This is a genomic window from Streptomyces sp. NRRL WC-3742 (assembly GCF_000720635.1).
In the GTDB taxonomy this organism is placed as follows: domain Bacteria; phylum Actinomycetota; class Actinomycetes; order Streptomycetales; family Streptomycetaceae; genus Kitasatospora.
In genome coordinates, this window is record NZ_JOCF01000018.1 from 31,070 (window position 1) to 53,219 (window position 22,150).

General features: G+C 73.5%; 22 protein-coding genes and 1 pseudogene. 11 read left to right on the forward strand and 12 right to left on the reverse strand.

Annotated features, from left to right (window positions below; translation table 11 throughout):
• Positions 1–42: 42 nt before the first annotated feature.
• On the forward strand, positions 43–1,245 hold the full coding sequence (locus tag IH61_RS42845; RefSeq protein ID WP_158844944.1) for a sensor histidine kinase: 1,203 nt from the start codon (positions 43–45) through the stop codon (positions 1,243–1,245).
• 44 nt (positions 1,246–1,289) lie between these two features.
• Here the strand turns inward: IH61_RS42845 and coaE are convergent, their stop codons facing one another.
• Together coaE and IH61_RS0112820 are read right to left on the reverse strand one after the other, a co-directional pair.
• A complete protein-coding gene (gene coaE, locus IH61_RS0112815) occupies positions 1,290–1,898 on the reverse strand; it encodes a dephospho-CoA kinase (protein WP_031068963.1) in 609 nt (202 codons plus the stop codon).
• Between the two features lie 76 nt (positions 1,899–1,974).
• The gene (locus IH61_RS0112820) at positions 1,975–2,616 is read right to left on the reverse strand and encodes an MBL fold metallo-hydrolase (RefSeq protein WP_037972513.1); all 642 of its coding nucleotides are present in this window, start codon (positions 2,614–2,616) and stop codon (positions 1,975–1,977) included.
• A 62-nt stretch (positions 2,617–2,678) separates the two neighbouring features.
• On the opposite strand from IH61_RS0112820, the gene IH61_RS0112825 reads away from it, so the two are divergent.
• Positions 2,679–3,113, forward strand: a complete 435-nt coding sequence (locus IH61_RS0112825) for a MarR family winged helix-turn-helix transcriptional regulator (RefSeq protein ID WP_031068970.1) — start codon at positions 2,679–2,681, stop codon at positions 3,111–3,113.
• A gap of 86 nt (positions 3,114–3,199) precedes the next feature.
• Positions 3,200–4,291, forward strand: coding sequence for a cell division protein ZapE (gene zapE / locus IH61_RS0112830; protein ID WP_234327158.1), 1,092 nt, complete (start codon positions 3,200–3,202; stop codon positions 4,289–4,291).
• A 274-nt stretch (positions 4,292–4,565) separates the two neighbouring features.
• Here the strand turns inward: zapE and IH61_RS0112835 are convergent, their stop codons facing one another.
• Both IH61_RS0112835 and rpsA read right to left on the reverse strand, forming a co-directional pair.
• The gene (locus IH61_RS0112835) at positions 4,566–6,788 is read right to left on the reverse strand and encodes an MMPL family transporter (RefSeq protein ID WP_051836945.1); all 2,223 of its coding nucleotides are present in this window, start codon (positions 6,786–6,788) and stop codon (positions 4,566–4,568) included.
• A gap of 263 nt (positions 6,789–7,051) precedes the next feature.
• The gene (gene rpsA / locus IH61_RS0112840; RefSeq protein ID WP_031068978.1) at positions 7,052–8,542 is read right to left on the reverse strand and encodes a 30S ribosomal protein S1; all 1,491 of its coding nucleotides are present in this window, start codon (positions 8,540–8,542) and stop codon (positions 7,052–7,054) included.
• A gap of 414 nt (positions 8,543–8,956) precedes the next feature.
• Here rpsA and IH61_RS0112845 point away from each other — a divergent pair, with 414 nt between their 5' ends.
• Positions 8,957–9,835 carry a class I SAM-dependent methyltransferase gene (locus IH61_RS0112845; RefSeq protein ID WP_031068980.1) on the forward strand — a complete coding sequence of 293 codons (879 nt, stop codon included), beginning with the start codon at positions 8,957–8,959 and terminating at the stop codon, positions 9,833–9,835.
• The gene (gene hrpB / locus IH61_RS0112850) at positions 9,832–12,339 is read left to right on the forward strand and encodes an ATP-dependent helicase HrpB (protein ID WP_031068982.1); all 2,508 of its coding nucleotides are present in this window, start codon (positions 9,832–9,834) and stop codon (positions 12,337–12,339) included. Before IH61_RS0112845 ends, hrpB begins: the two co-directional genes overlap by 4 nt.
• 19 nt (positions 12,340–12,358) lie before the next feature.
• On the opposite strand, the gene IH61_RS0112855 is transcribed toward hrpB, so the two are convergent.
• On the reverse strand, positions 12,359–12,820 hold the full coding sequence (locus IH61_RS0112855; protein WP_031068983.1) for an NUDIX domain-containing protein: 462 nt from the start codon (positions 12,818–12,820) through the stop codon (positions 12,359–12,361).
• A 549-nt stretch (positions 12,821–13,369) separates the two neighbouring features.
• Here IH61_RS0112855 and IH61_RS49935 point away from each other — a divergent pair.
• A pseudogene (locus IH61_RS49935) lies at positions 13,370–13,570 on the forward strand (methyltransferase domain-containing protein); the annotation flags it as partial.
• Positions 13,571–13,896: 326 nt separating this feature from the next.
• Positions 13,897–14,055, forward strand: a complete 159-nt coding sequence (locus tag IH61_RS49940; protein ID WP_324607598.1) for a hypothetical protein — start codon at positions 13,897–13,899, stop codon at positions 14,053–14,055.
• 47 nt (positions 14,056–14,102) lie between these two features.
• Here the strand turns inward: IH61_RS49940 and IH61_RS0112865 are convergent, their stop codons facing one another.
• The 3 genes from IH61_RS0112865 to IH61_RS0112875 all read right to left on the reverse strand — a co-directional run bounded on the left by IH61_RS0112865 (position 14,103) and on the right by IH61_RS0112875 (position 15,386).
• Complete coding sequence (locus IH61_RS0112865) at positions 14,103–14,873, reverse strand: GNAT family N-acetyltransferase (protein WP_037972516.1); 771 nt, start codon at positions 14,871–14,873, stop codon at positions 14,103–14,105.
• Positions 14,874–14,949: 76 nt separating this feature from the next.
• Positions 14,950–15,108 (reverse strand): hypothetical protein, encoded by a 159-nt coding sequence (locus tag IH61_RS46930; protein ID WP_158844947.1) that lies wholly within the window; start codon positions 15,106–15,108, stop codon positions 14,950–14,952.
• Positions 15,109–15,140: 32 nt separating this feature from the next.
• A complete protein-coding gene (locus tag IH61_RS0112875; RefSeq protein WP_031068987.1) occupies positions 15,141–15,386 on the reverse strand; it encodes a hypothetical protein in 246 nt (81 codons plus the stop codon).
• A gap of 41 nt (positions 15,387–15,427) precedes the next feature.
• On the opposite strand from IH61_RS0112875, the gene IH61_RS0112880 reads away from it, so the two are divergent.
• Positions 15,428–16,372, forward strand: coding sequence for a GNAT family N-acetyltransferase (locus IH61_RS0112880; protein WP_031068989.1), 945 nt, complete (start codon positions 15,428–15,430; stop codon positions 16,370–16,372).
• Between the two features lie 69 nt (positions 16,373–16,441).
• Here the strand turns inward: IH61_RS0112880 and cutA are convergent, their stop codons facing one another.
• The gene (gene cutA, locus IH61_RS0112885; RefSeq protein WP_031068990.1) at positions 16,442–16,765 is read right to left on the reverse strand and encodes a divalent-cation tolerance protein CutA; all 324 of its coding nucleotides are present in this window, start codon (positions 16,763–16,765) and stop codon (positions 16,442–16,444) included.
• Between the two features lie 92 nt (positions 16,766–16,857).
• On the opposite strand from cutA, the gene IH61_RS0112890 reads away from it, so the two are divergent.
• Positions 16,858–18,090 carry a hypothetical protein gene (locus IH61_RS0112890; RefSeq protein WP_158844950.1) on the forward strand — a complete coding sequence of 411 codons (1,233 nt, stop codon included), beginning with the start codon at positions 16,858–16,860 and terminating at the stop codon, positions 18,088–18,090.
• A 30-nt stretch (positions 18,091–18,120) separates the two neighbouring features.
• On the opposite strand, the gene IH61_RS0112895 is transcribed toward IH61_RS0112890, so the two are convergent.
• On the reverse strand, positions 18,121–18,972 hold the full coding sequence (locus IH61_RS0112895) for an alpha/beta fold hydrolase (RefSeq protein ID WP_031068995.1): 852 nt from the start codon (positions 18,970–18,972) through the stop codon (positions 18,121–18,123).
• A 126-nt stretch (positions 18,973–19,098) separates the two neighbouring features.
• Between IH61_RS0112895 and IH61_RS0112900 the strand changes: the two genes are divergently transcribed.
• Complete coding sequence (locus IH61_RS0112900) at positions 19,099–19,584, forward strand: MarR family transcriptional regulator (protein ID WP_234327159.1); 486 nt, start codon at positions 19,099–19,101, stop codon at positions 19,582–19,584.
• Here the strand turns inward: IH61_RS0112900 and IH61_RS0112905 are convergent.
• Positions 19,574–20,098, reverse strand: coding sequence for an AAA family ATPase (locus IH61_RS0112905; RefSeq protein ID WP_031068998.1), 525 nt, complete (start codon positions 20,096–20,098; stop codon positions 19,574–19,576). The two genes, IH61_RS0112900 and IH61_RS0112905, sit on opposite strands and share 11 nt — an antisense overlap.
• 62 nt (positions 20,099–20,160) lie before the next feature.
• Positions 20,161–20,721 carry a CGNR zinc finger domain-containing protein gene (locus IH61_RS0112910; protein ID WP_031069001.1) on the reverse strand — a complete coding sequence of 187 codons (561 nt, stop codon included), beginning with the start codon at positions 20,719–20,721 and terminating at the stop codon, positions 20,161–20,163.
• A 95-nt stretch (positions 20,722–20,816) separates the two neighbouring features.
• Between IH61_RS0112910 and IH61_RS0112915 the strand changes: the two genes are divergently transcribed.
• Positions 20,817–22,034 (forward strand): MFS transporter, encoded by a 1,218-nt coding sequence (locus tag IH61_RS0112915; RefSeq protein ID WP_234327160.1) that lies wholly within the window; start codon positions 20,817–20,819, stop codon positions 22,032–22,034.
• Positions 22,035–22,150 lie beyond the last annotated feature (116 nt).

Genomic DNA, 22,150 nt, shown 5'->3' on the forward strand with positions numbered 1-22,150 from the left:
GCCACCGGCGCCCCCGTCGGGGGCCTGTGCAACCATGCCCCCATGCGCCGGCCCTTCGCTCCGTCCACCGACGATCCCGCCCTCCCTACACCGCCCGCGCTGCCGCGCCAACTGCCGCGCCCGGTCACCGTTCTGGCGCCCACCGTGATGGTGCTGCTGATGCTGGTCCCGCTCGCCACGCACGATCCGGAGGTCGGGCCGACCACCTCGCGGCCGCTCAACGCCGCCCTGATGGCGGCCGGCGCGCTGGTGCTCGTCCTGCGGCGGCGGTGGCCGGAGGCCGTCGCGCTGTTCACCCTGGTCGGCGGCCAACTCCCGCTCGCCTTCGCGCTCTACGCCCTCACCGCCCTGCGCGGCCGCAGCCCGGTGGCGTCCGGCCTGGCGGCCCTCGCCGTGGCGCGGCTGCTCGGGCCCTTCGACCTCGACGACCTGGCCGGAATCTCCCAGCTCGCCAACCTGATCGAGGACCCGCTGGTCTTCGGCGTCGTCCCGATCGCCCTGGGCCTCACCGCGCACCAGCGGGCCCGCACCGTCTCCGTGCTCGCCGAGCACAACCGGCTGCTGGCCGAACGCAACCGGCTCCTGGAGGAGCGCAACCAGCTGCTGGAGGAGGCCCGGCTGCACGCCGAGGAGCGGGCGGCGGCGGCCGAACGGGCCAGGCTCGCCCGGGAGATGCACGATGTGGTGTCCAACCGGGTGTCACTGATCACCCTGCACGCGGGCGGCGCCCGGCTCGCGCAGACGGGGGACCCGGAGGCCGTCGGGGAGACCCTCGGGCTGATCCGTACCCTCGGGCTGCAGGCGCTCACCGAACTGCGGGGCCTGCTCGGCGTGTTGACCCCGTCCTCGGACGACGGACCCTCGCTGCGCGGGCTGCCCGCCCTGGTGCAGGAGTCCCGACAGGCGGGCCTGGCCGTCGAGTTGAGCATCACCGGCACGGCCGAGGCCGGGCCGGCCGCGCAGTACGCGGCGTACCGGATCGTCCAGGAGGCGCTGACCAACGCCCACAAGCACGCGTCGACCGCCGAGGTCGCCGTCACCCTGGCGGCCACGGCGGACGGGCTGCGCCTGGCGGTGGTCAACTCGCCTGCCTCCGAAGGCACTTCGGACGCCGCCGCGCTGCCCTCGGGCGGGCACGGACTGGACGGCATGCGCACCCGCGCCACCGACCTCGGCGGCACCCTGGAGGCCGGGCCGACCCCGGACGGCGGGTTCGCCGTCCGGGCCCGGCTGCCGCTCTCCTGACCGGCCGCTCTCCCAACCGGCCGCTCTGCCAACCAGCTAACCGGCTAGCCGGCCGCGCGCTGCGCCCGCTGCGCCAGTTGCGCCCACACCTCGTCGACCCGGGCCGGGAGCCCCTCCAGCGGGCCGCTGTTGTCGATCACCAGGTCCGCGATGGCCAGCCGGTCGGCCCGGGTGGCCTGCGCGGCCATCCGGGCCCGGGCCTCCTCCTCGGTCATGCCGCGCAGCCGCACCAGCCGGTCGATCCGCACCTCGTCCTCGGCGTCGACCACCACGACCAGGTCGTACAGCGGCGCGAGCCCGTTCTCCGCGAGCAACGGCACGTCGTGCACGACGACGGCGTCCGGCGCGGCGGAAGCCTCCAACTCGGCAGAGCGGGCCCGTACCAGCGGGTGGACGATCGCGTTGAGCGCCTTGAGCCGCTCGGAGTCGGCGAAGACGATCGCCCCGAGCGCCGGGCGGTCGAGGGCGCCGTCCTCCCGCAGCACCTGCGGGCCGAACTCGGCGACCACGGCCGCCAGGCCGTCCGTCCCCGGCTCGACCACCTCGCGGGCGATGACGTCGGAGTCGACGATCACGGCGCCCCGGGCGGCGAACAGCCGGGACACCTCACTCTTGCCCGCGCCGATGCCACCCGTCAGTCCGATCTTCAGCATGGCGCCAGGCTACCGGCGGCCCGGGGCGGCGGTGCGGCGGTCCCTCCCGGACCGGGTCCAGGCCGAAAGGCACGGCCTAACCCAGCTCCAGGCTCTCCCCCTCCCCCAGCACCGTCAGCTCCGCCCCCGTCCCCGGGCCCTCCGGCCCGACCAGCCGGGTCTGCACCGCGAAGCCCAGCGGGCTGAGCACCGCCTCGTGCACCGGCACCGCCCGGCGGGGGCCAGCCTCCCGGACGTAGTCGACGACCTCGGCCGCCTTGCTCCACGGCGCCGCGATCGGCAGCAGCAGGGTGTCGACGGCGTGCGGCGGCAGAGTGAAGGAGTCGCCGGGGTGGAAGAGCCGGCCGTCGAAGAGGAAGCCGGTGTTGCGCACCCGGGGGATGTCGGGGTGGATCTCGGCGTGCCACTCGCCGTGCACGGAGACGCCGAGGGCCCCGAGCTCGAAGGCGTCGCCCTCGCCGACGACGGTGACGCGCTGCGCCACGCCGTCCAGCTGCGCGGCGACGGCGGTGTTGGTCCACACCCGCAGCTCCGGGTCAGCCTCCAGGGCGGCGCGCAGCCGGGACTCCTCGAAGTGGTCGAAGTGCTCGTGGGTGATGAGGACGGCGTCGGCGCCCGCGAATGCGGACGAGTCGCTGAACGCGCCGGGGTCGACGACGACGGTGGTGCCGGCGTGCTCGATGCGGACGCACGCGTGTCCGAACTTGGTGATTCGCATGCTCCAAACCATACAGCAATGCTGTACAGCTTCGCTGCATATCTATTGGCTAGACTGGGGCCATGCCCGACGACGCGACCCCCCACCCGGACACCCTGGACCTCGCCGCCGACCTCCGCGCCTGCCTCGGCACCCTGGTCCGCTCCCTGCGCGACAGCGACGAGCTGCCGCAGAACCAGGCCGCCGTCCTCGGCCGGCTGGTCCGCGACGAGCGCCCGTACACCGTCGCCGAACTCGCCGACCGCCAGCGGGTGCGCCACCAGTCGATGGCCCGCACCGTCGCCCTGATGACCGAGGCCGGACTCGTCGTCCAGCAGCCCCACCCCACCGACGGCCGCAAGCAGCTGATCGCCGCCACCGAGGCCGGGCACACCGCCCTCCTCGACCAGCGCTCCCGCCGCGAGCACCAGCTCGCCACCGCCATCGAGGCCCGCCTCAGCCCCGCCGACCAGGAGCGCCTGCGCGAGATGATCACCCTCCTCGGCCGCCTGTCCTGAGCCGCCCGTCCGAGCCGCCTGCCCCCTCACTCAAGATCAACACCCGGCGGAACCGGCGCTTCCACCCCCTGCTAAGGTCCAGCGACGTGACGGACCGGGCAGAACAGCAGCACCAGGCCATGCGCGAGCACTTCCGCCGCGCCGCCGAGCGGCGCGGGTTCACCCTCGCCCCGGCCCAGCAGGCCGCCGCCGAGCGGCTCGCCCGCCTCGCCGGTGAACTGGCCCGCCCCGCCTGGCGCCCGCGCCGCCCGCCGCGCCACCTCTACCTGTGGGGGCCGGTCGGCCGCGGCAAGAGCTGGCTCGTCGACACCTTCCTCGAGGGCCTGCCCACCCCGCGCAAGCGCCGGCTGCACTTCCACGACTTCTTCCGCCGCCTGCACGAAGGCGTCGCCCACCACGGCTCCCCCGCCCCGGACGTCGCCGCCGTCGACCGCGCCGCCGTCGACCGCGCCGTGGACGACCTGCTCGGCGACTGCCGGCTCCTGGTCTTCGACGAGTTCCACGCCCACGACGCCGGCGACGCGATGCTCATGGCCCGCCTGCTGCGCACCCTGCTGGAACGCCGGATCACCCTGATCACCACGTCCAACTACCCGCCCGCCGGGCTGCTGCCCGACCCGATCCACCACCACCTCTTCGAGCCGACCATCAAGCTCATCGAGGAGCGGATGGACGTCCTCGACGTCGCCGGCCCCGTCGACTTCCGCCGCCTCGCCCCGGCCGGGCCCCGCTCCGAGGCGCCCGCCCCGCGCTTCACCACGGGCGCCGTCCTGCGCCCCGGCCAGGAACCGGCCGCCGGGCTGACCCCGCCCGCCCCCGAGGAGGCCGCCCCCGTACGGGCCCACCTGCGCGAGCTGCCCGCGCGGGCCGTACGCGAGGGCCTGGTCTGGTTCTCCTTCGAGGCGCTGTGCGAGGGCCGCACCTCCGTCCCCGACTACCTGGCGCTCGCTGACCGCTTCCCCACCCTCGTCCTGGACGGTGTCCCGCCGCTCGCCGAGGCCGGTCCGGACGGCCGCCAGCGCTTCGCCAACCTGGTGGACGTCTGCTGCGACCGCCACCTCCGACTCGTCCTGATCGGCGCCGACCCGATGACGGGCCTGGACCCCGACTCCCCGCTCCAGCGCGACCTGGACCGCACCGCCAGCCGCCTCGCCCTGCTCCGGGCGCCCCGCCCCTAACCACCCGCCCGCAACCGCCCGTCCGTACGAGCCCTGGGACCGCGACCACCTCGTCCTCGACACCGCCCACCGCTCGATCGAGGACCGCGCGGCCGACCTGCTCGCCGCCGCGCCGACGCCGGAACTACCGCAGTAGTGCCACTACTCGCGTAGTGGCACTACGCACGTAGTGCACCCGCACGGGTGACGGCGGCACCTCGCGAGCAGTGGAACTACTCCAGTAGTGGCACTACGTGCGTAGTGCCCGCCGCCTCCTCGACCCCCTCAGACCCCCTCAGACCTCCACCAGGTCCTTCGCCGGACGCTGCGCCGGAATCGCCGCCGCCCCGCCCTCGCCCCCCAGCTCCGGCAGTTCCACGTGCTCGCTCAGGCCGAAGCGCCGGTGCAGCCGCCGCAGCGGGGCCGGGGCCCACCAGTTGAACTCGCCGAAGAACGTCATCGCCGCCGGGACCAGCAGGGAGCGCACCAGTGTGGCGTCCACCGCCACGGCGACGGCCAGGGCGATGCCCATCTGTTTGACCATCAGCATGTCCCCGGCCGCGAAGCCCGCGAAGACGATCACCATCAGCAGGGCCGCCGAGGTGATGATCCGACCGCTGCGCTGCAGCCCCAGCTCCACCGCGCGCCGGCAGCCGTAGCCGCGCGCGTGCAGTTCCTTGATCCGGGCGAGCAGGAACACCTCGTAGTCCATCGAAAGCCCGAACGCGAAGGCGAACACCAGCACCGGGATGAACGTCTCCAGCCCGCCCGTCGGGCTGAACCCGAGCAGCCCGCTGAACCAGCCGTCCTGGAACACCAGTGTCAGCGCGCCGAGCGAGGCCCCCAGCGAGAGCAGGTTCATCAGCAGCGCCTTGACGGGCATCACCACCGAGCCCGTCATCAGGAAGAGCAACACCAGGGTCCCGGCCGCGACCAGCCCCAGCGCCCAGGGGCCGCGCGAGGACAGCTCGTCCTGGAAGTCCACCACCGAGGCCGCGCCGCCGGTGACGTACGTGGTCAGCCCGCCCCGGTGTTCCCGCAGCTCGTCCACCACCTGCTTGGCGCCGCCGCCCTGCGGGTCCCCGGGCACCAGCACGTCCACGGTCGACACCGAGTCGCTCACGGGCGTCACCGCCCGTACCCCGCTGACCCCGGGCAGCTTGGCGACCACGTCGTCCGCGTACGCCTGGGCCGCCTGGGCCCCGCCCTCGACGACCACGGTGATCGGCGCGGCGGCCACCTGCGGGAAGCGCTGGTCGATGGTCTCGGCGACCTGCCGCCCCGCCGAGGAGGCGGGCAGCACCGCGGCGCCGGAGCTGCGCATCTGCGCGTGGAAGAACGGCGCCCCGGCCGCCATCAGCAGCGCGACGCAGGCCAGCGAGACGGGCACGGCCCGTTTGCTCACCCGCCGCACCGTTCGGCTGAAGAAGCCCTCGTCCGAGACCGGCTTGGTCGGGGCCTTGATCCTGGAGCCGGCGAAGCCGAGCAGCGCGGGGATGAGGGTCAGCGCGGCGGCCACGGCGATCACGACGACGCTGACGCCCGCCGCGGCGACGGCGCCGAGCACCGGGCTGGTGAAGACGAACAGGCCGGAGAGCGCCACGGCCACGGTCAGTCCGGAGAAGGCGACGGTCCGTCCGGCGGTCGCGGCGGTCCGCTCGACGGCGGCGGCGATGCCCGCGCCGTGGCCTCGTTCCTCGCGGAAACGATTCACCATGAGAAGCGCGTAGTCGATGGAGAGCCCGAGCCCGAGCACGGTGGCGATCGGCAGCACGCTGGTGTCGATGTCCATGATCCGGCTGAACCCGAACATCGCCAGCAGGGCCCCGCCCACCGAGGCGACCGCCCCGATCACCGGCAGCGAGGCCGCCGCCAGCCCGCCGAAGACCAGCACCATCACGACCAGGGTGAGCGGCAGGGTCACCATCTCGCCGAAGCGGGTGTCCCGCTCGGTCTGCTTCTTGACCTCCTGCTGGAGCACCAGGTCCCCGCCGACGGTCACGTGCGCCCCGCCAGCGCCGTCCAGCGCCGCCAGCCGCGAGGCGACCGCGTCGGTCTGCGCGGTGGTCGCGCCGTCCGCCATCCGTACGGTCAGCAGGCTGGCCGTGCCGTCCGCGGCGCGCAGGGCGGCGGGGGCCGGCCCGTGCCCGTACGCGTCCAGCGCGGAGGAGACCCCGGGCAGGCCCGTGATCTCGGCGGTCGCCTTCTCCACGGCCGCCCGTACGACGGGGTCGGTCACGGGCTTGCCGTCCACGACCGCGGTGACGGTGCCCTCGGACGGGTCGACCGCGGCGGTGACGGCGGCGCCCCGGTCGGCCTCGGCACTGGCGGAGGAGGCTCCGGCCACCGACCCCTCGAACACCCGGCCGCCGATCAGCACGCCGACGACCAGGACGACGGCCCAGAAGCCGAGCACCCAGCGGCGGTGGCGGAAGCAGAACCGGCCGATCGCCGCGAGGCGGCCGCCGACCACGGCGCCGACCACAGCGGCGGGGGCGGCGGAGGAGGGGTTGCGCATGAGGAGCCTTTCGGGCAGTTCACCTCAATGTAGGTGGAACCCGAACTCCGGCCTATAGCAGGCGGATGAGCCTCATCTCACACTTCCCTTCACATAAACGACACATCAGTACGCGGCGCATAAATGAAGGCGGACAACGAAAAACGAAAAGGGGCCCCACCCGGACCGAAGTCCGAATGGGGCCCCTCCCCTAGCTATCAGCACACCGGCTGTCAGCGCACCGGCTGTCAGCAGACGCTGTCAGCGGGCGGGAAGCGAGAGCCTCAGCTCTGGCCGCCGGCCAGCTTCTCGCGCAGGGCGGCCAGGGCCTCGTCGGAGGCCAGGGCGCCGGCACCCTCGTCGCTGGAGGACGAGTACGAGCCACCCGCGGCGGCGGCGACGGCGTCGCCACCCTCCTCGGCGGCCTGGGCGTCGGCCTCGCGGCTCTTGATGACCTGGGCCTGGTGCTGCTCGAAGCGGGTCTGCGCCTCGGCGTACTGGCGCTCCCACTCCTCACGCTGCTTCTCGAAGCCGGGCAGCCAGTCGTTCGCCTCGGGGTCGAAGCCCTCCGGGTAGATGTAGTTGCCCTGGTCGTCGTACGAGGCGGCCATGCCGTACAGGGTCGGGTCGAACTCGACCTCGGCCGGGTTGGCACCCAGGGCCTCGTTGGCCTGCTTGAGCGACAGGCTGATGCGACGACGCTCGAGGTCGATGTCGATGACCTTGACGAAGATCTCGTCGCCGACCTGGACGACCTGCTCCGGGATCTCGACGTGGCGCTCGGCCAGCTCGGAGATGTGGACCAGACCCTCGATGCCCTCGTCCACGCGGACGAACGCACCGAACGGAACCAGCTTGGTGACCTTACCCGGAACGACCTGGCCGATCTGGTGGGTACGGGCGAACTGCTGCCACGGGTCCTCCTGGGTCGCCTTCAGCGACAGGGAGACGCGCTCGCGGTCCATGTCAACGTCGAGAACCTCGACGGTGACCTCCTGGCCGACCTCGACAACCTCGGACGGGTGGTCGATGTGCTTCCAGGACAGCTCGGAGACGTGCACGAGGCCGTCGACGCCACCCAGGTCCACGAAGGCACCGAAGTTGACGATCGAGGAGACGACGCCGGAGCGCACCTGGCCCTTCTGCAGGGTGGTGAGGAAGGTCTGGCGGACCTCGCTCTGGGTCTGCTCCAGCCAGGCACGGCGGGACAGGACCACGTTGTTGCGGTTCTTGTCCAGCTCGATGATCTTGGCCTCGAGCTCCTTGCCCACGTAGGGCTGGAGGTCGCGGACGCGGCGCATCTCGACGAGCGAGGCCGGCAGGAAGCCACGGAGGCCGATGTCGAGGATGAGACCACCCTTGACGACCTCGATGACGGTACCGGTGACGATGCCGTCCTCTTCCTTGATCTTCTCGATCGTGCCCCAGGCACGCTCGTACTGAGCGCGCTTCTTGGACAGGATGAGACGACCCTCCTTGTCCTCCTTCTGGAGAACCAGGGCCTCGATGTTGTCACCGACGGCGACGACCTCGTGCGGGTCAACGTCGTGCTTGATCGAGAGCTCGCGGGACGGGATGACGCCCTCGGTCTTGTAACCGATGTCGAGGAGGACCTCGTCACGGTCGACCTTCACGATGACGCCCTCGACGATGTCGCCATCGTTGAAGTACTTGATGGTCTCGTCGATGGCGGCGAGGAACGCCTCCGCGTCGCCGATGTCGTTGACCGCGACCTGCGGGGTGGTGCTGAGGGAGGAGTCGGTGGGGCTCGTCATTAGGAAAAGGGCTCCGGTACGGACATGAAGTCGTAGGTAATGCCACGCGGAGGGCCCGTATCGCTCCCACCGAAAGCCGGACAGCCAAGAAAACGGCGCACCGGGGTCTTCGCCATAGCGATAACCGGCGTCCGTCTTGCGACCGTGGGGTCTTCGACAGAATGCGAGCGCGACCTGCTCCGTCCGAGGCGCGCAGGCCCGCAGCGCAACTTGTAGCATACGGGGACGGCCGGGCACGGTCAATGCCGAAGGTCGGCAAGACGGTGGAGCCCGGTACGGATCAGGTCTTATCCTCCGATGGCGCACCTCGCGGCGACGCCCTGGAGGGACCCTTCCCCGGATGCCACCACCAGGACTCCGGCCCTCACGGGCCGGGTCGCGGCAGCGGCGCTTCCGCAGACCACACCCTACGCGATGGGCATTATCACCGTGGCCACCACCCCCCAGTCCGAACTCCCGTCCGAACTCCCGTCCGAGCTCCGCGATCTTGACGACGACGGCGACGACGCGGTAAGGCGGCAGGCCGGAACCGGTGAGAGCAGCCGCGCGAGCCGGCACTGGTGGGACCGCAACGCCGACGAATACCAGGACGAGCACGGGGAGTTCCTCGGCGACGACCGCTTCACCTGGTGCCCCGAGGGCCTCGACGAATCCTCCGTGCACCTGCTGGGTCCCGTCGAGGGCAGGGACGTCCTGGAGATCGGCGCCGGCGCCGCCCAGTGCTCGCGGTGGCTGCGCGCCCAGGGAGCGCGGCCCGTCGCCCTCGACATCTCCCACCGGCAGCTCCAGCACTCCCTGCGCATCGACCTCGCGCGGGGCGCCACGCCCGTCGCGGTCGTCCAGGCCGACGCGGCGGTGCTGCCCTTCGCCGCCTCCTCGTTCGACATCGCCTGCTCCGCGTACGGGGCCGTGCCGTTCAGCGCCGACACCGCCGCCCTGATGCGCGAGGTGCACCGGGTGCTGCGGCCCGGCGGGCGGTGGGTGTTCTCCGTGACCCACCCGATCCGGTGGGCGTTCCCCGACGAGCCGGGGGTCGAGGGGCTCACGGCGCTCTCCTCCTACTTCGACCGCACCCCGTACGTGGAGGAGGACGAGCAGGGGCGCGCCAGCTACGTCGAGCACCACCGCACCGTCGGGGACCGGGTACGGGAGCTGGTCGGCGCCGGGTTCCGGCTGGTCGACCTGGTCGAGCCGGAGTGGCCGGAGGGGCTGGAGCAGGAGTGGGGCGGCTGGTCGCCGCTGCGCGGGCGGCTGATCCCGGGGACGGCGATCTTCGTGGCGGAGCGTCCGTGAACCCTGCGTGGCGCTCACTGCCCGTCCGCGACGCCCTGCCCGCGCTGCACGAGGCGCTGGACTCGCGCGGCGTCGCCGTACTCGCGGCGCCGCCGGGGACGGGGAAGACCACGCTGGTGCCGCTGGCCCTGGCGGGGCTGCTCCCGTCCGGGGTCGTACGGCGCGTGCTCGTCGCCGAACCGCGCCGCCTCGCCGTCCGGGCCGCCGCCCGGCGGATGGCCTGGCTGCTCGGCTCCTCCGTCGGGCGCGAGGTCGGGTACACCGTGCGCGGGGACCGTAAGGTCGGACCCTCGACCGTCATCGAGGTGGTCACGACGGGCGTCCTGCTGCAACGGCTGCAGCGGGACCAGGAGTTGCCGGGCGTCGACGTCGTCGTCCTCGACGAGTGCCACGAACGCCACCTCGACGCCGACACCGCGCTCGCCTTCCTCCTCGACGTACGGGCGGCGCTGCGGCCCGAACTGCGGCTGGTCTGCGCCTCGGCGACCTCCGACACCGCCGCCTGGGCCGAACTGCTCGGCGGGGCACCGGTGGTGGAGGCGCACGGGGTGTCCCACCCGGTGGACGTGGTGTGGGCACCGCCGCCGCGTGCGGTGCGGCCCGCGCACGGGACGCGGGTGGACTTCGCGCTGCTCGACCACGTCGCCTCGGTGGTGCGGCGGGCGCTGGGCGAACGCGACGGCGACGTCCTCTGCTTCCTCCCCGGCGTCGGCGAGATCGCCCGCGTCGCCGGGCAGCTGTCCGACCTGCCCGTCGACGTCCTCCAACTCCACGGCCGAGCACCCCAGTCCGTCCAGGACGCCGCCCTCGCCCCCTCGCCCTCCCGACGGGTCGTCCTGTCCACCGCCGTTGCCGAGTCCTCCCTCACCGTCCCGGGCGTGAGGGTCGTCGTCGACGCCGGACTCGCCCGCGAGCCGCGCACCGACCACGCGCGCGGCCTCTCCGCCCTCGTCACCGTCCGCGCCTCCCTCGCCGCCGCCCGCCAACGCGCGGGCCGCGCCGGACGCGAGGCCCCCGGCACGGTCTACCGCTGCTGGCACGAGGCCGAGGACGCCCGCGCCGCCCGCTTCCCCACACCCGAGATCGCCCTCGCCGACCTCACCTCCTTCGCCCTCCAGGCCGCCTGCTGGGGCGACCCCGACGCCACGGGCCTCGCCCTGCCCGACGCCCCGCCCGCCGGAGCCATGGCCGCCGCCCGGCAAACCCTCATCGCCCTCGGCGCCGTCTCCCCCGACGGGCGGGCCACCGCACGCGGCACCCGCCTCGCCCGTACGGGGCTGCACCCCCGCCTCGCCCGTGCCCTGCTCGACGGAGCCCCCGCCGTCGGTTCCCGCCGCGCCGCCGAAGTCGTCGCGCTCCTCTCCGAGGAACCCCCGCGCGCCCTCGGCGACGACCTCGGGGCGGTCTGGCGTACGGTCCGCTCCTCCAACGACCCCTATGCGGGCCGCTGGCGCGACGAAGTCCGCCGCCTCGAGCGCGCCACCGACTCCTCGCCTGCCACTTCTCTCCCCGACCCCACCGCCGCCGGCCTGGTCGTAGCCCTCGCCTTCCCCGAACGCATCGCCCGCGCCCGCGTCGACAAGCCCGCCCCCGGCGAGCGCAGCCCGTACCTCATGGCCTCCGGCACCGCCGCCGAACTCCCCCCGGACACCCGCCTCGGCGCCCTCCCCTGGCTCGCCGTAGCCGTCGCCGACCGCCCGGCAGGATCCCCGTCCGCCCGCATCCGCCACGCGGCAGCCCTCGACGAGGACACCGCCCGCCTCGCGGGGGCGCCGCTGCTCACCACCCGCGAGGAAGTCCACTGGGACACCCGGCGCGGGGACGTCGTCTCACGGCAGGTCGACTCCCTGGGCGCCGTCGAACTCTCCGCGTCCCCGCTGGGCCGCCCCGCCCCCACCCTCATCCGCGCCGCGTTGCTCGACGGCCTCACCCGCGAAGGCGTCAGCACCCTCCTCACCTTCCCCACCAACCTCCGCGAGCGCCTGGCGTTCCTCCACACCGCCCTCGGCGACCCGTGGCCCGACGTCTCCGACGCTTCGCTGCTGGCCCGCGCCGACGAGTGGCTCGAACCCGAGCTATCGCGCGCCCGCCGCCGCTCCGACCTCACCCGCATAGACACCACGTCCGCCCTCCAACGCCTCCTCCCCTGGGCCACCGGAGAAGCAGGCCGCCTGGACGAGTTGGCCCCGGAACGCATCACCGTCCCCACCGGCTCCAAGATCCGCATCGACTACACCACCAACCCCCCGGTCCTGGCAGTGAAGCTGCAAGAACTCTTCGGCTGGACCACCACCCCGGCCTTGGCAGGCGGACGAGTCCCCCTCACCATCCACCTCCTCTCCCCCGCCGGCCGCCCCACAGCCGTGACCAGCGACCTCGCCTCCTTCTGGCACACCGGCTACAAAGCCGTCCGCGCAGACCTGCGAGGCCGCTACCCCCGCCACCCCTGGCCCGAAGACCCCACCACGGCAGAACCCACCCGCCGCACCAACGCGAGGAAGTAGCAACGAAGAGGCCCCGCCGTTACAGCAGGTGCCGGCCGTCATGCGTCCGCACACTCGGTGCGGCGTCATCCCGCAGCCCGTCCAGGACACGTACCGCATAGACCTCGGCCATGCGATCGGAGACCTCCTCCGGCGTGAGCCAGGCGACCTCGACCGACTCCGTCGAGAGGCGCATCGCCTCGTTCTCCGGTCGGCAACGAAAGACGAGGGCGACGATCCCCCGACTCACGTTCTTGTAGACGCCGGTCAGCCGCTCGACGCCGACCTTGATCCCGGTCTCCTCGTAGACCTCGCGGCACACCCCGTCCTCGACGGACTCATCCAGCTCCAGGACGCCACCCGGCGGCTCCCAAGTCCCGTTGTCAGCCCGCCGAATCGCCAACACACGGCCGTCCTCCCGCACCACCACCCCGGCGACGGACACCGAGTGGAGCGGCGTTGACCGGGAGTTCTCCGCGCTGTTACTCATGCGCAGGAGGATAGGAGCTCGAAGTTGGACGACGAGCTCGGCGACGTTCGTCTGAGGATGTAGCAGCGCAGAAGGCCCGTTGCGTGGGAAGTCGGCCACACCGACTTCCCACGCAACGGCCCTGCCCTGCACGGGCCGACCGTGATACCAACGCCAGGAGGTAAGGGAAGCCCAACGGGTACGGTCACAGGCAGGCCACTCCACCGCAGGCTCGGGTGACGACGGAGGACACCGCAAGTGACGCTCGCGCCGCCCGAGCAGCCGGGGCGGCCCTTCCCCGTCGCCGACGCATGGGCCCCGGCCTTCGATGCCGTTCCACGCGCCCTCTTCCTTCCGGACCTGGTCTGGGCGCACGACATGACCACCGGGACCAGCCGGGCCGTCGACCGGACCGAGGACGAGCGGGGCTGGCTCACTGCGGCCGCTGCGGACATTCCGATCGTCACCCAATGGGACGACGGCGAGCGCCAGGGCACCGAGCCCGGCTCGGTACCGACCAGTTCGGCCTCGATGCCCTCGCTGGTCGCCTCGATGCTGGACGACCTGCGGGCCGAGCCGGGAATGCGGGTACTGGAGCTGGGCACCGGCACCGGCACCGGGTGGAACGCCGCGCTACTCGGCCACCGGCTCGGCGACGCGAACGTGACCACGGTCGAGATCGACCCGCGGATCTCCGCCCGGGCCCGGGCCGCCCTGCACGCGGCCGGTCACCGGCCGACCGTCGTGTGCGCGGACGGCGCGCTCGGCTGGAAGGCCGGCGCGCCGTACGACCGGATCACCGCCACCTTCGGGCTGCGCGCCGTTCGGCACCCACTACTCCAACGCCGACGCCGTGGTCCGCCTCACCGTCCGCGGCGACGGCACCGCCACCGGCCCGTTCCTCCAGCCGGTGGAGTTCATGAAGATGCGCGCCCAACGCCTGCGGTGGCCGCAGAACCCCGCCGCCGGCGGCACCGTCGCCGGGCACACCACCACCGCCGTCCTGCCGCCCCATGGCAGGTTCGACCCGTTCCCGTTCCCGTTCGCGGCCGGCCTGCGCCTGCGCGACGTCACCCACGCCGTCCAGCCGCGGACGGCGCCCGCACCCTGTGGCTCTACTCCCTCACCACCCCCGCCTGTGGGACGACTTCGAGCGGACCCTCACCTGGTGGCACGGGACGGGCGAACCCGGGATCGAGCGCCTCGGGCTGACCGTCACGCCGGACGGCTGGCACGCCTGGCTCGACGACCCGGCCCGGGCGATCTGATGGCCTCGGCGCGGGAAGTCGGCCGGGCCGACTTCCCGCGCACACGGTCACGCATCGCGCAGGGAGGCCCACCAGGTGGAGGGGGAGGCGAGTTCGTAGCCCAGGGACTCGTAGAGGGGGCGGCCCAGCTTGGAGGCGGTGAGGGTGGCGGGGTGGTCCGCCATGTGGGCGAGGGCGCCGAGCATGACGGCGCGGCCCGCGCCGCGGGAGCGGAAGGCGGAGGAGGTGCCGACCCAGTAGTGGCTGCCGATGCCGTCGGCGACGACGCTGATGCAGGCGCCTGCCGGGGCGCCGTCGATCGAGGCGAGGAAGACGTCGACGCCGGGCTGTTCGACGAGCGCCCGCGGGAAGAGCTCGCCGCCGCGGTGGGGCTGGAAGCCGTCCAGGTCGAAGCTGTCGATCACGACCCGTTCGGCGGCCTCGAGGTCCTCGGGCTTCCGGGCGCGGACGACGTCCAGGGCGGGGGCGGCGACGGGCGCGGGGAGGCGCAGCATGATCGGCATCTGCCAGTTGCGCATCGGCAGGTGGTTGAGGTCGGTGGAGCTGTACGGGTCCTCGGCGGTGACCGGGCCGGCCGCGCGGCGGACCAGGTCGGTCAGCTCGGCGAGTTCGTCGGGGGTCAGGTCGGGTTCCTGGACGAGGATGCGGGTGCCGGCGCGCTCATCGCCCTCGACCGCGAGGAATCCTCGGCGCCGGATGACCTGGTGTCCCCGGCTGAGGCCCGTGGCGGCCCAGAAGGCGGCGGAGTTGCGGGCCTGGCGCGTGGGGGCGTCGGCGAGGGTCACGGCCTGGTCGGGGGCGGTGGATCTTGTTGTCATTGTGCCTACGGTAGTGGGAGATTGGCCCGGTTTCACGGGCCAATTTCCCATGAGGTGACTGGGCCACCGCCCGGCTTCAGCCGTAGTAGTCGGTGATGTAGTAGATGATGTCGTTCCGGTAGTGGTTGCCCTGGATGTCGTAGAAGTTGCCGCCTCGGATGGTGAGGCCGACGCCGTCGGGATCGGAGTCGACGCGCGGGGCGGACGGGCTGATGACGTTGTTGCCGCGGGGCACGCCCTGGGGGGCGGTGGACTCGGCGGCGTAGGTCAGGCGGTTGTCGGGCGGACGGCCGAGCCGGAGCCGCCGATGTTCTGCGTGCGGAACGGGATGGCCGAACTCCAGCGCCAGCGATGGTGGTTGGGCTCGCCGGGGTCGGCGAGGGTCTGGCCCCGGATGTCGCCGTTCTGTCCGGTGTGCCAGGTCCAGAGCCGGCCGCGGAACGAGGTGAACGTGGGTGCGGCGTAGGTGACGCCGCCGATGCGGTGGAACGGGCGACCGTTCCGATCACGCATTCCGGTCGACAGGGCGTGGCCGGGTGGCGGAGAGTCGGATCATGGCTGATCCGTCCTCCCCGTCGTCCCCGGCCGCCCCGTCGTTCCCGGCCTCCTACCGCTCGCGGGCGGCGACCGTCGCCGACGCCCGCGCGATCCACGACCTGGTGGCCGCCTGCGAGCGTGCGGCCCTGGGGCGTCCCGAGACCGAGCCCGACCGCATCGCCGCCGACCTCGCCCTACCCGGGCTGGACCCGGCCGTCGACACGCTGCTGGTGTACGACGCGGCCGAGCGCCTCGCGGGGCGGGCCTGGGTGCACGGCGGGCGGCGCAGCGAGGTGGACGTGCACCCGGGCCACCGGGGGAAGGGGCTGGGCGCTGCCCTCCTCGACTGGGCGGAGGCGCGGGCGCGCCGGGCGGGCGGCGAGCGGCTCAGCCAGACGGTGTCGGACGGCGACCGGGCGGCGGTGGAACTGCTGCGCTCGCGCGGGTACGAGCCGTTCGTCGCCCAGTGGCTGCTGGAGATCGCGATGCCCGAGGAGCCGGTGGTGCCGGGCCCGCCGCCCGGGATCACCCTGCGCAGCTTCCGGCCCGGCGACGAGCGGGCCGCGTACCGGCTCACCGAGGACGCGTTCGGCGAGTGGCAGAAGCGGCGCAAGCCGTACGAGGAGTGGGCCCGGCACACGGTCGAACTCGACACGTTCGCCCCGGAGTTCTCCCCGGTGGCGTTCGCCGGGGACGAGATGGTCGGCGCGGTGCTGTCCCTGGACGTTCCGGGCACCGACGAGGGCTACGTCGAGCGGGTCGCGGTCCGCAGGGACCACCGCAACCGCGGCATCGCCCGCATGCTCCTCCAGGAGTCCTTCCGCGCCTTCTACCGCCGGGGCCACCGCACCTGCACCCTGTGGACGCACTCGGAGACCGGCGCGCTCTCCCTCTACCAGCGGGTGGGCATGACGGTCCGCCGCACCTCGGCGGTCTACGGCAAGGCGCTGGGCGCCGGGTGAGCACCGGCCGCCGTCCCGTCGTCGGAGCCCCGCGCCGAACGTCACACCTCACGCCTCACATCTCACGCCTCACGCCTCACGCGTCTCGGCGGCGATCCAGGCCAGGTAGGCGGCGGAGCCGGTGGTGACCGGGAGGGCGAGGACCTCGGGGGTGTCGTAGGTGTGCAACTCGGCGATGCGGGCGGTGAGTCGGTCGGCGAGGTCGGCGCGGGTCTTGAGGTCCAGGCGCCATTCGGCGGTGTCCTGGACCTCGCCGTCCCACCAGTAGACGGAGCGGACGGGGTACACCTGCGCGCAGGCCGCGAGGCGCTCGCGCACGAGCGCGGCGGCGAGGTCGCGGGCCTTGGCCTCGTCGTCGTGGGTGGTGGTCACCACGAGGAAGTCACCGGTCATGTACGAACGGTACCGGCCCTGCGGGCCCGGGGAGGTGATCCGGAGTCTGGTACCGTGCCCAGCCGTTGATCATTCACAGGGGTGGGGGACCCATGCGCAGGCATGCTCGAAACTTCGGCGGGGCCGCGGTCGCGGCCGTGCTCGCACTGACGGTCGCCGGTTGCGGCGGCGGTGACACCAAGGGGTCGCAGGACGCCGGCGCGTCCTCGACGGGTGCCCCGGCGGGGACGGCGCCCGCCGCGGCGAAGGCCCTCGGCTCGCCGGGCACGGTCACCGTGTCCTGGTGCGACCTGCAGCCCGGCAGGAGCGGTGCGCCCAACTCCCAGCAGCTGACGCTCGCCTCGTACTCCGTGACGGACGGCCAGGAGGTGGCGCGCACGGTGTCGGTGCTGCCGCCGGGGGCGGACGCCCGCGTCCTGTGCGACTCCACGCCGTCCGGCCGCACCACCGTCCCGGGCGCGGTGCGGCAGGCGTTCGACAAGGACTTCACGCTGGTGGCCGGCACGCTGCCGCCGGCGCAGCAGTCGGCGCAGCAGTCCGCGGGGAGCCTGGACGGTTCGGCGGTCGCGTTCTCGCTCAAGCCGCCGGCCCTGCCGGTCGGCGCCCCGTCGGCCGACGCGTTCACGACCGCGCCCAAGGACCGTGCGCCCGCCTTCCGGAGCGGCACGTCGACGCTCTGGTACGAGACCCGCGACCGGCACATGATGAGCCGCGACCTCGGGCAGCCGGGTGCCGCCGCCACCGACCGTGGGGCCTCGCACAGTTGGGGGTTCGTGCTCGCCGGGGAGCAGCCGTGGTCGCGGCTGCCGCTGGGGGCCGACTTCAAGGACGTGACGATCAACCCGTCCGGCACGGCCGCGGCCGTCGGGGGCAGTTCCGTCACCGGGATCTGGCTCAAGGACGCCGGCCCGTACGACGGCAACGACGAGTACGTCGAGCCCTCGCTCTTCGGCCCGCACGGCTCCGGCATCGGCAAGAAGTCACTGGCCGGGGGTGACAAGGTGCCCGAGTGCGTCCCGAAGTTCTGGATCGACGACCACAGCCTCCTCTGCGTCGGCAGGGGCATCTCGCGGGTGGTGCTCTCGGACTCGTTCGACGCCGTGCAGCAGGTCGAGCCGCTGGTGCCCGAGAGCGACCGCGACAACACCGCGGTCGTTCCCTCCCCGGACCGGAAGTCGCTGGCCTTCGTGTCCCTCCAGGGCCGGGACGTCGCCGAGCTCTACCGCCTGGACCTCACCCCCGGCGCCACGCCCAGGAAGATCGCCGCCGTCCCGGCGCACAGCCCCAAGGTGATGAGTGAACTGCGGCTGGTCGCCTGGCAGTAGGTCAGCCGTGCGGGACGACAGGCCCAGGGCCTAACGGCCGACCGCCAGGAAGGCGGCCACCCGCTCGTTGACCTCCGCCGCCGCGGCCATCGGCAGGTTGTGGTGCGCCGCACCGGGGACGACGGCGACGGTGGCCTCCGGCAGGGCGGTGCGGGCCGCGGCGGCGACGCGGTGGGAGTCGTGGGTGCGGCTGTGTTCGGCGAACAGGGCGAGCGCGGGGGCGCCGAGGCGGGCCGCGGCCGGTCGGGGGCCGGTGACGACGCGGGAGGCGGGGAAGTCGGCGTACCCGAGGGCGTACAGCTCGCGCCAGTCGGGGTCGAGGCGGTCGCCGCCGCCGGACTCCCAGTCCAGGTAGGTGCGGGCCCGGGCGGGGGTGCGGCCGGGGAGGAAGAGCGGCAGGGCGTGCAGCAGGTAGCCGGGGCGGAAGCCGGCGAAGCACTGGGTGGGGTCGAGCAGGGCGAGCCGCCGGACGCGGGCGGGCGCGTGCAGGGCGTAGGTGAGGGCGATCCAGGCGCCGTAGGAGTGGGCGCAGAAGTCGGCTTCGGGGACGCCGAGTTGATCGAGGACGGCGTCGAGCCAGCCGAGCAGCCCGGGGACGCCGGCGAGCCGGTCGCCGTCGTGGAGGCTGCGCCCGGGGTCGCCGATGAGGTCGACGGCGAGGACGCGGTGGCCGGCCCGGGCCCAGGCGCCGGCGTTGGCGAACCACATCGCGGAGGTGGCGCCGCCGCCGTGGAGGAGCACGAGCGGGCGGCCGTCGCCGGGGCCGCAGGCGTTGATCCGGGTGGTGCCGTGGGCGGTGCGGACGTCGATCGCCTCGACCGGGAGGGGCCAGCGGGCGAGCAGGGCGTCGTAGGCGGCGAGGAAGGAGGATGGGGCCGGCATGGGTGGACCTCCACAGCGAAGCATCAGGGCATGATGGGATCACTCGCGGAACAAGTATCTCGTGAAACACGTATCTCGCTCAGCGAGAGAATAGTGGCACACGCATGCCCGGAGACGGAGTAGAGGATGCCCGAAGCCCCACCACGGCCCGAGCCGACGGACCCGATGCGGCTGGTCCACCTGATGCGCGCACTCACCGTCGAACTCGACCTGTTCGGCGCCGAGTTCGCCTCCCGCAACGCCCTCCACCCCACCGACCTGCGCGCCCTGATCCACCTCCTGGACGCCGCCCGCGCGGGCCGGGTCGTCACCCCCGGGCGCCTCGGCGAAGCCCTGCACCTCAACTCCGCCGGCACCACGGCCCTGGTCGACCGCCTGGAACGCCTCGCCCTCGTCCGCCGCGACCGCGACCCCGAGGACCGCCGCCGCGTACGCCTCACCGTCGAACAGCGGGCGATGGACCTCGGCCAGGGCTTCTTCGGTGGACTGATCGCCGAACTGGTCGCCGCCATGGGCGAGTTCGACGCGTCCGAGCTGGAGACGGTCCGCCGCTTCCTGGAGACGATGACCGCCGTCGTCGCCAACGCCGAGCGGGAGGCCCTCAGCCCCTGAGGGCCTGCGCGATCCGCTGCGCCACCTCGGCGGGCGCCAGGTGCGTGGTGTCCACGACCTCGGCCTCGGCGTGCAGCCAGGTGCGCGCCGCCTCCGCGTACGGCTCCAGGTGGCGGAGCCTGAACGGGGAGTCGGGGCCGACCACGACGTCCCCCGCGATGCGCCCGCGCAAGGTCGCCCGGTCCGCGTGGAGGACGAAGTGCCGTACGGGGATGGCGTGTTGCGCCAGGCCGTCGCTGATCTCGCGCCAGTACTCCTCGACCAGGACGGTCATGGGGACGACCAGCGTGCCGCCGGTGTAGTCCAGCACCCGGCGCGCGGTCTCGACCACGAGCGGGCGCCACGGCGGCCAGTGCTGGAAGTTGTCCGTCTCGGGCAGGCCCGGCGTGATGTCCATGAGCGTCTCGCCGACCTTCTCGGCGTCGAACACCCGTGAGTCCGGGATCAGTTGCTGCACGAGTGCGCTGGTCGTCGTCTTGCCCGCGCCATGGGTACCGTTGAGCCAGATGATCACCCGCCGATGCTAAGCCCTGCGTTTCGGACCGCGCCCCTGTCCCGCCCATCGGAACGCGCCCCCTATCCCGCCCGGCGGGCGCGGAAGGCGGCGGCCTTGACGCGGTTCTGGCAGGCCGTGGAGCAGAACTGGCGGCCGGCGTTGCGGGAGGTGTCCACGTAGACGCGGTCGCAGCGCGGGGCCGCGCAGACGCCGAGGCGGCCGGCGTAGTCGCCGCCGATGGCCATGGCCAGGCCCGTGGCGCAGCCGGCGCGCCACCCGACGGCGTACGAGTCGTCGGCGCCGTGGAAGTGGACCTGCCAGGGTTCGCCCGGCGCCCGGTCCAACTGGGGGCGGGCGCCGCTGTCCTGGAGGATCGCATTGAGGGCGTGGACGGCCTCGTCGAGGCGGTCCTCGGCGACGGCTTCGAAGATGGTGCGCAGGGCGCGGGCGGTCGCGGCCAGGTGGTCGGCGGCGTCGGCGTCGAGGTCGGCTCCGGCGTTGAGGACGGCCCGGACGGCGCCCACGCGTTCGGCGCCCTCGGGCGCGACGTAGGCGCGGCCGCGCGCCTCGCCGTCGGTGAGTCCGTTGACGAGGGCGATGGAGGCGTCGAGAAGCGCCCGCATGTGACTGTCGAACAACACTTGACCAGTTACCCCTCACTCGCCTACGGTGCTCATCACCGCAGTCCATCACTGACATTATCCGATTCACCAGTGACGCGAGAGAGTGGCCGCCCGTGCCCCGCCCCGAGGCATTGCCCCGCACCGTCCGCCTGCTCCTCCTCGCCCGGGTCGTGAACCGGCTCGGAGCCTTCTCCCTGCCCTTCCTCACCGCGCTGATCCGCACCGACCACGGCGCGAGCCTCACCACCGCCGGACTGGTCACGGCCGCCTTCGGCCTGGCCACCATCCCCTCCCGGCTGGCCGGCGGACGCCTCGCCGACCGGATCGGCCGCCGCTCCACGATCGTGCTCGGCCTCTGCGGCTGCGCCCTCGCCCAGACGGCGATCGCCGCCTCCCGCTCACTCCCCTCGGCGGTCGCGGGCGCGGTGCTGCTCGGGCTCGCCTTCGAGCTGTACGAGCCGCCGAGCCAGGCCCTCGTCAGCGAAGCCGTACCGCCGCAGCACCGCGTGCGCGCGTTCAGCCTGTTCAGCGCGGCCATCGCCGCCGGGGCCATGGGCGCCGGACTGCTCGCCGCGCTGCTCGGCCGCTGGGACCTGCGGCTGCTCTTCCTCGCCGACGCCGCCACCTGCCTGGCCTGCGCCCTGCTGATCCGGCTCGCCCTCCCCCGGGACCGCCCCGCCTCCCGGCCCGCCGAAACGGCGCCGCCCATCCGGCCGCTGCGCGACCCGCGGTTGGTCAGCGTCCTGGCCACCGGCACCGCCTACGCCCTGATCAACCAGCAGACGGTGATGTCCCTGCCCCTGGCGCTCGCCCGCGAGGGGCGCCCCGCCGCCGACGCCGGGCTCCTGTTCACCGCCGCCGCGGCCACCACCGTCCTCGCCCAGCCCCTGACCCGGCTGCCCGCGATCGAGAGGCTGTCGACGCCCGCCGCCCTCGCCCTGGCCCACCTGCTCCTCGCGGCCGGGCTCACCGGCTACGCGCTCGCGCACTCCCTGCCCGCGCTGATCGCCGCCACCGCCGTGATGAGCCTCGGCGACCTGCTGGTCATCGGCCGCGCCTATGCCCTGGTCGCCGACCTCGCCCCCCCCGGCGCCGCCGGCCGCTACCTGGCCGTCTTCGGCACCAGCTGGGGCATCGCCGCCACCCTCGCCCCCGTCCTCGGCACCCAACTCCTCGCCCACGCCGGCACGACGGCGCTCTGGTCGACGTCGGCCGCGCTGTGCCTGCTGCTCGCCGCCGCCCACCTGAGAGTGACGCCCCGATCCCCCAACGAGCTTCCGGCACCGGGCCGTCGCCTTCCTTCCCCCCGGCCCACCGCGCACGACGGCTGAGCACGACGGCTGAGCACGACGGCTGAGCACGACGGCTGAGCACGACGGCTGAGCACGACGGCTGAGCACGACGGCGGCGGGCCCGGGCACCGAAGCGCCCGGGCCCGCCGCCGTCA